The sequence below is a fragment of the Bradyrhizobium genomosp. I (2014) genome, from assembly GCF_000261685.1.
Lineage (GTDB): Bacteria > Pseudomonadota > Alphaproteobacteria > Rhizobiales > Xanthobacteraceae > Bradyrhizobium.
In genome coordinates this window covers 1-8,338 of sequence record NZ_AJQE01000272.1, presented here as the reverse complement: position 1 = coordinate 8,338, position 8,338 = coordinate 1, and the positions used below count along the sequence as shown (strand labels likewise).

6 protein-coding genes and 1 tRNA gene are annotated in these 8,338 nt (G+C 60.9%); 4 read left to right on the top strand and 3 right to left on the bottom strand.

The genetic code is table 11. From position 1 onward, the window contains the following. On the bottom strand, window positions 1-2,161 hold a 2,161-nt coding region (locus IC50_RS25360; protein WP_035711188.1), incomplete at its 3' end, for an ATP-binding protein. Between the two features lie 286 nt (window positions 2,162-2,447). On the opposite strand from IC50_RS25360, the gene IC50_RS25355 reads away from it, so the two are divergent. Both IC50_RS25355 and IC50_RS43250 read left to right on the top strand, forming a co-directional pair. Then, window positions 2,448-2,939 (top strand): hypothetical protein, encoded by a 492-nt coding sequence (locus IC50_RS25355; RefSeq protein WP_035711191.1) that lies wholly within the window; start codon window positions 2,448-2,450, stop codon window positions 2,937-2,939. Window positions 2,940-3,024: 85 nt separating this feature from the next. Then, on the top strand, window positions 3,025-3,876 hold the full coding sequence (locus IC50_RS43250) for a hypothetical protein (RefSeq protein WP_244429643.1): 852 nt from the start codon (window positions 3,025-3,027) through the stop codon (window positions 3,874-3,876). Here IC50_RS43250 and IC50_RS39305 read toward each other — a convergent pair. Together IC50_RS39305 and IC50_RS25340 are read right to left on the bottom strand one after the other, a co-directional pair. Further along, window positions 3,798-4,694 (bottom strand): GmrSD restriction endonuclease domain-containing protein, encoded by an 897-nt coding sequence (locus IC50_RS39305; protein ID WP_081492511.1) that lies wholly within the window; start codon window positions 4,692-4,694, stop codon window positions 3,798-3,800. The two genes, IC50_RS43250 and IC50_RS39305, sit on opposite strands and share 79 nt — an antisense overlap. A gap of 588 nt (window positions 4,695-5,282) precedes the next feature. Next, window positions 5,283-5,359: transfer RNA gene (locus IC50_RS25340), tRNA-Met, on the bottom strand. A gap of 314 nt (window positions 5,360-5,673) precedes the next feature. Here IC50_RS25340 and IC50_RS25335 point away from each other — a divergent pair. Together IC50_RS25335 and IC50_RS25330 are read left to right on the top strand one after the other, a co-directional pair. Next, window positions 5,674-7,107 (top strand): coniferyl aldehyde dehydrogenase, encoded by a 1,434-nt coding sequence (locus tag IC50_RS25335; RefSeq protein WP_035711189.1) that lies wholly within the window; start codon window positions 5,674-5,676, stop codon window positions 7,105-7,107. A gap of 120 nt (window positions 7,108-7,227) precedes the next feature. Beyond that, window positions 7,228-8,338, top strand: a 1,111-nt coding sequence (locus tag IC50_RS25330; protein WP_035711183.1) for a GMC family oxidoreductase, incomplete at its 3' end; no start/stop codon positions are given.

The window sequence follows — 8,338 nt, the reverse complement described above, 5'->3', positions numbered from 1 at the left end:
CCCCCCCCGCCATGACCGTCATGGCGGCAACCTTCCTGCCGACATCATCGATCTTGCTGGCCCGCTGGTCGGCTTCCTTTCCCAGATCGATCCATTCGGCAACCCGACCGGACCAAATGAATGCCATGCGCGCCTCCATCCGGAGATCGATGGCGTTGGTCTCCCGCAGATCTGTCGGCGGCGTCTTGTCGAGTGAACTCATCGCGGTCCGGAAGTAGTCGACTGCGTCGGCATAGGCCGATCGCACCAGGCATTTCTGTGCGGCGCTTCTTCCGTAGTTGAACGCCTTCGGCCAGTCCTTGGCGCGCAGGGCGTGATAACAAAGCGTGTCGGGATCATCTCGCCATGTTTCGTCGCTCTCGAAGGCCGAGAGAACACGCGCATGTACGCTCTCGCGTACCTTTTCGATCATCGACTCGTAGGTTACTTGGCGGACCATTTCGTGCCTGAACTCGAGTGAGCTCTCGAGATCGCTATCGATCCTGACAAGCAACTCGGCGCGGTCGAGCGACCCGAGGCAGTCCTGGAGGGTGTCTTCAGGCAACTCCGCGACTCTTCGCACCACGGCTTCGCTCGATCGTGGCCCCAATGCGGCTGCGACCTGCAAGACCATGCGCTGCTGTCTCGACACCCGATCCAGGCGCGCCGCAATCACCCCCTGGATGCTTGAGGGGATACCTAGCTCCTCAATGGGACGAACGAGAGCCAGATCGCCCCATTGGCCCCGGAGTGTACCGTCATCTTTCAGGCCGCGGCAAACCTCCTCAATGAACAATGGAACGTTGGCGGTGTGGGAAATGATCCGGTTCTTCAGATCGGCATCCGCCAAGGAAGCGCCGAGCATGTCAGCCAGCATTGCCCTCCCTGAATCATCGTCCAATGGACGCATCGCGATCACTTCGGCGTGACAACGCGCAATCCAGTCCGGCATTCCGTTCGGCCGGGTGGTGAGGAACACAAACAGATTGGGCGCCTGCAGCGATGCAATAGCGGCAATAACCGCGTCGCTGGCGCGATCGACCCAGTGCAGGTCCTCGATGAGGAGGACAGTCCGCCTGTGGCGGGCCATACTCTCCACGAACGCACAGCTTGCCTCGGAGATCGCGCGACCTCGCGCGTAAGGCTCCAATTCGCTCCAGCGCGAGTCGGAAATGGGCACATCCAACACCGAGTCGATCGCCAACCGATGGATCGCCGACAGGCGCTCTCTGGGATCTTCCATAAGATCCGGATCTTTGGCCACTGCTTCCAGGAGCGACAGCAAGAGGCGCTTCAGGGTGCTGAATGATGCTCCCTGAAGATTTGGACTGCACTCGGTGTCGAGCAACCGCCAACCTCCGGTCCGAAGGTCCTGCACGAACTCATGGGCCAGTCGTGACTTTCCAATGCCGGCGTCGCCTATCAGCAGAACCGTCTGCCGGCTGGCCGATATCCGCTCCACAGCCCGCCACAACAGGGCCCGCTCCGTCGTGCGATCGACAAATCGGGAGACACTGCGGGCACGCCGGACCCGCCAGCTCGAAAGATCGCTCGCGCCCATGATCCGGTACACAGGCAACGGCTCACCAAAGCCACGGAGCGCCTTCCGGCCGAGGAATTCAAAGCGGACATGCCCGTCCGCGAGCTTTTGGCAGGCTTCGGAGACGAATATCTGGTTCGCTTCGGCCGCCGCCTCGAGCCGCGCAGCCAGATGCTGGGCGGCCCCCCCGATCTCGTAGACTTTGGAGAACTCGCTGGCGACCATGTAGGCGACGACATGGCCGGAGTGGAGGCCGACCCTCACCTGGAGTCCGGGATCGCCGAGGCTGCTGACACGCCGGACAAGCTCGATGGCTGCGTGGCACGCCAGAGGCGCGTGGTTGTCGTCGGCAATCGGGGCACCGAACACCGCCGCTAGTCCATCTCCAAGCTCCTTGCTGACGATGCCGCCAAACTGGCGTACGGCGGCCCTCATGGCCGCCAGTGCCGTCTCGAGCCGCGAGACAGCCTCCTCCGGCTCCAAATCGGCAACGAGACCGGTGGAGTCTATGACGTCGGCACGAAGAATCGTCACAAAGCGACGTTCGCTGTCGGGGTCGACCCGCTGACGCACTGCGGCTCCGCATTTGGAGCACCAGCTATCGTCCGGATTGATCGCCGACTGACACGCGAAGCAATGCATTCCTGCGCCCTAACGGTCGCGGCCATTCTGTCGACCAGAATCCGCGAACGATCTCTCGACAAGAATACCTATCGAGAACCGCTTAGCAATCGGGCCCGCTCCTCACCGTTAGCGGAGCACAACACGGTTGGCGATCTGGACGAAATCCGGCCCTGAGTGGTAGCGTGAACAAATCCCAGCAAAGATGGGGCATATATTTCGGCGGCGCCCGGTTCGGCTAGACTGACCGGCGCCGCCGAGTTGTATGTATTTCCGCAAAGCCAAGGGCATATTGAAGGAAAAGGCGATGGGCTCAAAAACCTACAATGGGGCTTCATTCAGAAATTTGATGAACAGCAACTACTATCCCTTGGCGAACATGAAAAAGAGCGTCGCCAAGCTCAAGGCATCGGACGACATCGACCTGTCGACCCTGGAATACGGCCAGTACCATCTGATTCTGACGCCGGCCTCGAAGTGGCCGCAGGGAAGCGCCAAATACTGGCACAAGGAGAAGGGCCGGGCTCGTCTCGACCTCAGCACCCAGCCGAACACGGTCCCGCTGTCCAGGGACGAGCCGGGCGTGATCCCGCTGACGCGATGCGATCTGCTCGATGCCTGCGTCCGCAAGTGCTTCAACTCCGAGCCGCCGATCCCGATGAAGACCAACATCATCACGCACAAGGCCAGCGACGCCTATGCCCACCGGCACGAGATCCGGCTGGAGTGGGAGTACAAGAAGGGCTCGGACAAGCCGACGCTGCTCAATCTGACGATGGTCTGCCCGTACCGATCCTGATTGGAAAGATTCCACTCTGTAGACGAAAATCATCGTCGCCCGCGCGCTCCAGACGCGCGGGCGTTTTGTTCGCCGGCGCCGTGACGTGGTCTCACCCATCTCACATACGGTCACGGGCCTGTCGCACGAAGATGATCCGCTGCATCGAGGTGACGGCCGCGGGCGAAAAGGTCGACATCAACCACGGGCTGGTCGAACAGGGCTTTGCCTATCCGACCTCGATGACGAGGATGAGATCAGGGCTTTCTTTGCGCTGGCCAAGACCGCGCGCACCAGGAAGCTGCCGGTCTGGAAGCATCTCGCGAAGACGATCCCCGCCTTCGACTTCGACCTGTCCGAGCCCAAGGCCGGCGAGACCGGCGTGCTCGCAACCGACAAGGGCCCGGTGATCCCGCCCGAGTTCTACCGCCGCTACGCCAACTGGTCGGCCCGCAATAAGGCCAAGGTAACGAGCCAGAATTTCCAGAAGTTCTTGGGCGAAGGCTCCGGCGGCAAGCCCGACACCTGCTACGAGACCGGCGACTTTCTTGCGAACGGCGTGCACGCGGCGACGCCAAGGAATTTTGCGGAGTTCGTCGAAGGTGGGAAGACGATCAAGTTTCAGCCGGAGGGGCTGGTGTCTGGGGAAGCGCCGTCGAGGCTGGTGGGGGCGGATGGAAGGTGGTTGGGGAGTTTTGAGGAGCACCAGTCGCTGAACAGGAATGCCGACATCATATGCGCCTTCCTGTATCGGACGGTAGATGCAAGCCAAAGCCGCTGTAAGTTGCTCCTAACCCATGCCGATGGTCACTGGAGCAAACGAGATCAGGCCACCTCGATTCGCGTACCTTTCGTTGGAGCTTTTCGTTGGAGCTTTGTTCATCGGGAGCGCGACGACTGGCGCTCACCTTTTATAGCCCTCTTCTGTTCCTTGTACCCAGTATTGCAATATGGGTGAGTAATCTGAGCGTTTTCGGGGATAGATTTTCCCCCATCTTCCAGTCGTTCAATGTGGTCAACCGAAATTGCTTGACGCGGCACGAGGCCACCGCAAATAGGACAACGTGGAGCAGTTGGAAGCAATTCTTGAATTACCAGACCGCTCTTTACCTGGGTTGAGAACCTCGTCGGAGTGACGCCAAGATACGGAGATTCGTCAGGTTGGAGATATGAATATTCAGGCTGCTCTTGTAGCCTACCGGGAATGTTATCAGTCTGCACTCCGGCTTCAAACATCTTCAACACTTCTTCGTAGAAATTCACCAAGTGCTTGGTACCCGACTCCTTAGTGCCGAACTTGCGAATTATTTGGTTGAGCAATGATCGATTAGCCTCTCGATGGCTCTTATAAGAACCAAATTCCTTTTCAATTAGCTCTCGCGTCTTTTGCGCAATTTTCAACTGCTCTTCTGGAATCGAGTGTCCCCAAAACTTCTGTGAACGCTCACCGTCTCCATAGTCGTTCTGAACCCACGCGATGAGTGCACTTAGGCGATGGGATCCGTCGATAACAAAATAGAGGTCCTTATTCTTCCAAAGGATCACTCCAGGGATGAGATCATCTTTGAGGAATGTGCGGACCAGGCCGGCGACGCGCTTTGGATCCCATTCGGACGTTTCGCGCTGAAAATCCGGCTTTCGCAATCCACCAAAAAAGAATTGATCGTGTTCGAGTTCGCGAATCTCGATGGATGGTTTGGTCGGTGCCTCCCCACCCTCGCCGACAACCTCGAAATCCTCTCGGACAATGAGCGCGTCCAAATTTACATGAGCCATGCTGCGTATGCACCTTGGGTTGATATCGACGGATATACAAGGCCTCGGGTAGAGTCGCTATTGCCTGCGTAGTGCCCCCAACTTAGATGCGGGAACTCGCGACCGGCACCTCCGACGAGGGGCGTCACTAATTACGCTGAAATTATAATGGGTTAAGGGCCTACCCGCGTTGCCAACCTCGCGTACCTCAGCGACTTGAGTTGCATCGGAAAAAGTAGCCGTCCCGCTTGGAACGGCGTTACCCTTCCTCCGTAAGGGATTGGGGTTACGACCCCAGCCACATTGCCAATGCAATCACCAGGCGGGGATCGACCCTGAGGGAGATTTCCATGTGGACCACCTCCTCCTTGGCAGAAGCCAAACGTCGGCCGACGTTGCGTTCGCAATAACCTCAACTAACCACAAGTTGTCAATCGTGAACCACGCGCGCGATCCAATTGCACTGGACGTCAATCTGAAGGCCAAGAATTTCAACGACAGTGCACTCTATTAGCCGGTAAGGAGTCGGAGGCTCGGCAATCCCCCAAAAACAAAAACGGCCCGCATCAAGCGGGCCATTTTCGTATCGGATCCGGTAAAATCCGAATTTGGTTGCGGGGATAGGATTTGAACCTATGACCTTCAGGTTATGAGCCTGACGAGCTACCGGGCTGCTCCACCCCGCGTTAAACTGTTGCGCGCCTTCGCCAAAAGGCCGGGGACGGTCGGTTGAGGCCGTCGCTGTTCGCGCGGCTTGCTTCTTCCGTCCCAAAGGCTTCCTTGGAAGGCAACCCTTGAGGGCAAAGCCCGTCGGGTGCGGGGCGTATGTATCAAGGCGGGGTGGCTTTGGAAAGGGCCGCGGGAACGTTTTTTTCGACTTTATGACAGGGGGATGGACGAATTTCCGCTGCGTTCCGCACGCTCTTGCCAGAAGTTCCACAAAGCGCCAGCTTGCGGCAACAAGATTAAGGCTGAAACGCCGGTCAAGGGAGGAAACGCCGTGGACAAATCCCTGACGAGCGCCCCGCTGCGGGCCCTCGAAGAGGCCTTCCACACCATGCGCGCGCGGTCGCGGGACGAGCCGGCGCCGGATCTTGCCCGGCGGCTCGACCGGCTGGCGCGGCTGCGCGGGGTGGTCGCGGACAATGAAGAGCGCTTCCGGCAGGCGATCTCGGCCGATTTCGGCCACCGCTCGGCGGTCGAGACCACCATCGCCGAGACCATGCTGCTGTTCTCCGAGATCCGGCATGCCACCAAGCACCTCAAGGCCTGGATGACGCCGCAGCGAATCGCCACCGCGCTGCAATTCCTGCCCGCGCGCAACCGGCTGATGCCGCAGCCGCTCGGTGTCGTCGGCATCATCACGCCCTGGAATTATCCGCTCCAGCTCACGCTCGCGCCCGCGATCGGCGCCATTGCCGCCGGCAACCGCGTCATCATCAAGCCGAGCGAGCTCGTGCCGCACTTCGCGGCGCTGCTCCGGGAAACGGTCGCGCAGCGATTCGACGCCGCGGAGGTGCTGGTCACCGGCATCGAGGACGAGATCGCCAAGGGCTTTGCCAGCCTGCCGTTCGATCATCTCCTGTTCACCGGCTCGACGCGGGTCGGACGGCTGGTCGCGGAGGCCGCGGGGCGCAATCTCACGCCTGTCACGCTCGAGCTCGGCGGCAAGTCGCCTGGGATCATCGACGCCTCGGCCGATCTCGATGAGGCGGCCGAGCGCATTGCCTACGGCAAGCTGCTCAATGCCGGGCAGACCTGCATCGCGCCGGACTATGTGCTGGTGCCGGAGAATTCGGTGCAGGCCTTCGCCGAGAAGGTGCGCGCGCAGATGCGGCGCATGTTCGGCACCGATCCCGCCAACAAGGACTATACGTCGATCATCTCGGACCAGCACTACGTGCGGCTCGAAGGCCTCGTCGCCGATGCGGCGCAACGTGGCGCAAAAATCCTGCAGCCGGCAAAGCCCGACGACCCCAACTGGAAGGCGCACCGTAAATTCCCGCCGACGCTGATCTCTGGTGCGACTGAAGCAATGGCGGCGATGCACGAGGAGATCTTTGGCCCCGTGCTGCCGGTGCTCGGCTATCGCGACCCGGCGGAGGCGATCGCTTTCGTCAACGCCCGCGATCGGCCGCTGGCGCTGTACTGGTTCGGCAGCGATCAGAGCGCGCGCGACGAGGTGCTGGCGCGCACCGTATCGGGCGGCGTCACCATCAACGACTGCCTGTTCCACTTCACGCAAATCAACCAGCCGATGGGCGGCGTCGGCGCCTCCGGCACCGGCGCCTATCATGGCGAATGGGGCTTCAGGACGTTCAGCAAGCTGAAGCCGGTGTTCTATCGCTCCAGGTTCAACCGCCTCGCCGATCTCTATCCGCCCTATGGCGGCAAGATCGCGCGGCTGGAGAAGTTGATGCGGTTCATGTCGTAGATCGTCGAACACCGTCATTGCGAGCGCAGCGACGAAGCAATCCAGACTGTCACCGTGGAAAGATTCTGCATTGCTTCGCTTCGCTCGCAATGACGAAGAAGAAGACTATGGGGGAAACAAGTGACTGATACATTCGATTTCGTCGTCGTGGGCGCGGGCTCGGGCGGCTGCACTGTCGCAGGGCGGCTGTCGGAGGATGCGGCGACATCCGTGGCACTGCTCGATGCCGGCGGGCCTTGCGACAACTGGGTCGTGACCACGCCGGGCGCACTGGTGCTGATGGTCGCCGGCAACGTCAACAACTGGGCCTTCAACACCGTGCCGCAGAAGGGGCTGAACGGCCGCATCGGCTATCAGCCGCGCGGCAAGGGTCTCGGCGGCTCCTCCGCGATCAACGCCATGGTCTATATCCGCGGCCATCGCGCCGACTACGACCACTGGGCTTCGCTCGGCAACACCGGCTGGTCGTACGCGGACGTGCTGCCCTATTTCAAGCGGTCGGAGAACAACGCCGATTTCGACGGCGAATATCACGGCAAGGACGGCCCGCTCTTCGTCAACAAATTGCGCTCCGGCAATCCGGTGCAGCAGATCTTCCTGCAGGCGGCGCAGGAGGGGCAATTCCGCATCCGCGAGGATTTCAACACTGACGACCATGAAGGCCTCGGCATCTACCAGGTGACGCAGAGGAACGGCGAGCGCTGGAGCGCGGCGCGGGCCTATGTGCATCCGCACATGGGCAAGCGCGCGAACCTGCGCGTCGTGACTCAGGCCCATGCGACGCGCATCCTGTTCGAGGGCAGGCGCGCGGTTGGCGTCGAATACCGCCAGGGCAAGGACGTGAAACAGATTCGCGCGCGACGTGAGGTGATCCTGGCCGCCGGCGCGTTTCAGTCGCCGCAGCTCCTGATGCTGTCGGGCATCGGCGACGCCGCCGCGCTGCACGGGCACGGCATCGCAAGCGTGCATCATCTGCCCGGCGTCGGACAGAACCTGCAGGACCATCCCGACTTCATCTTCGGCTACATGTCCGACAGCCCCTATTTCTCCGGCATCTCGCTGAAGGGCATGCCGCGGCTGATCCGCGCCATCCTGCAATACCGGCGCGAGCGCCGCGGTCCGCTCACCTCCAATTTCGCCGAATGCGGCGGCTTCCTGAAGACGCGGCCCGATCTCGACATTCCCGACATCCAGCTGCATTTCGGCATGGCGCTGGTCGACGACCACGGCC

Excerpts from the sequence above, each read along its gene's own strand:
- IC50_RS25355 (WP_035711191.1), top strand. The coding sequence starts at position 2,448 with ATGGGCTCAAAAACCTACAATGGGGCTTCATTCAGAAATTTGATGAAC.
- IC50_RS39305 (WP_081492511.1), bottom strand. The coding sequence starts at position 4,694 with ATGGCTCATGTAAATTTGGACGCGCTCATTGTCCGAGAGGATTTCGAG.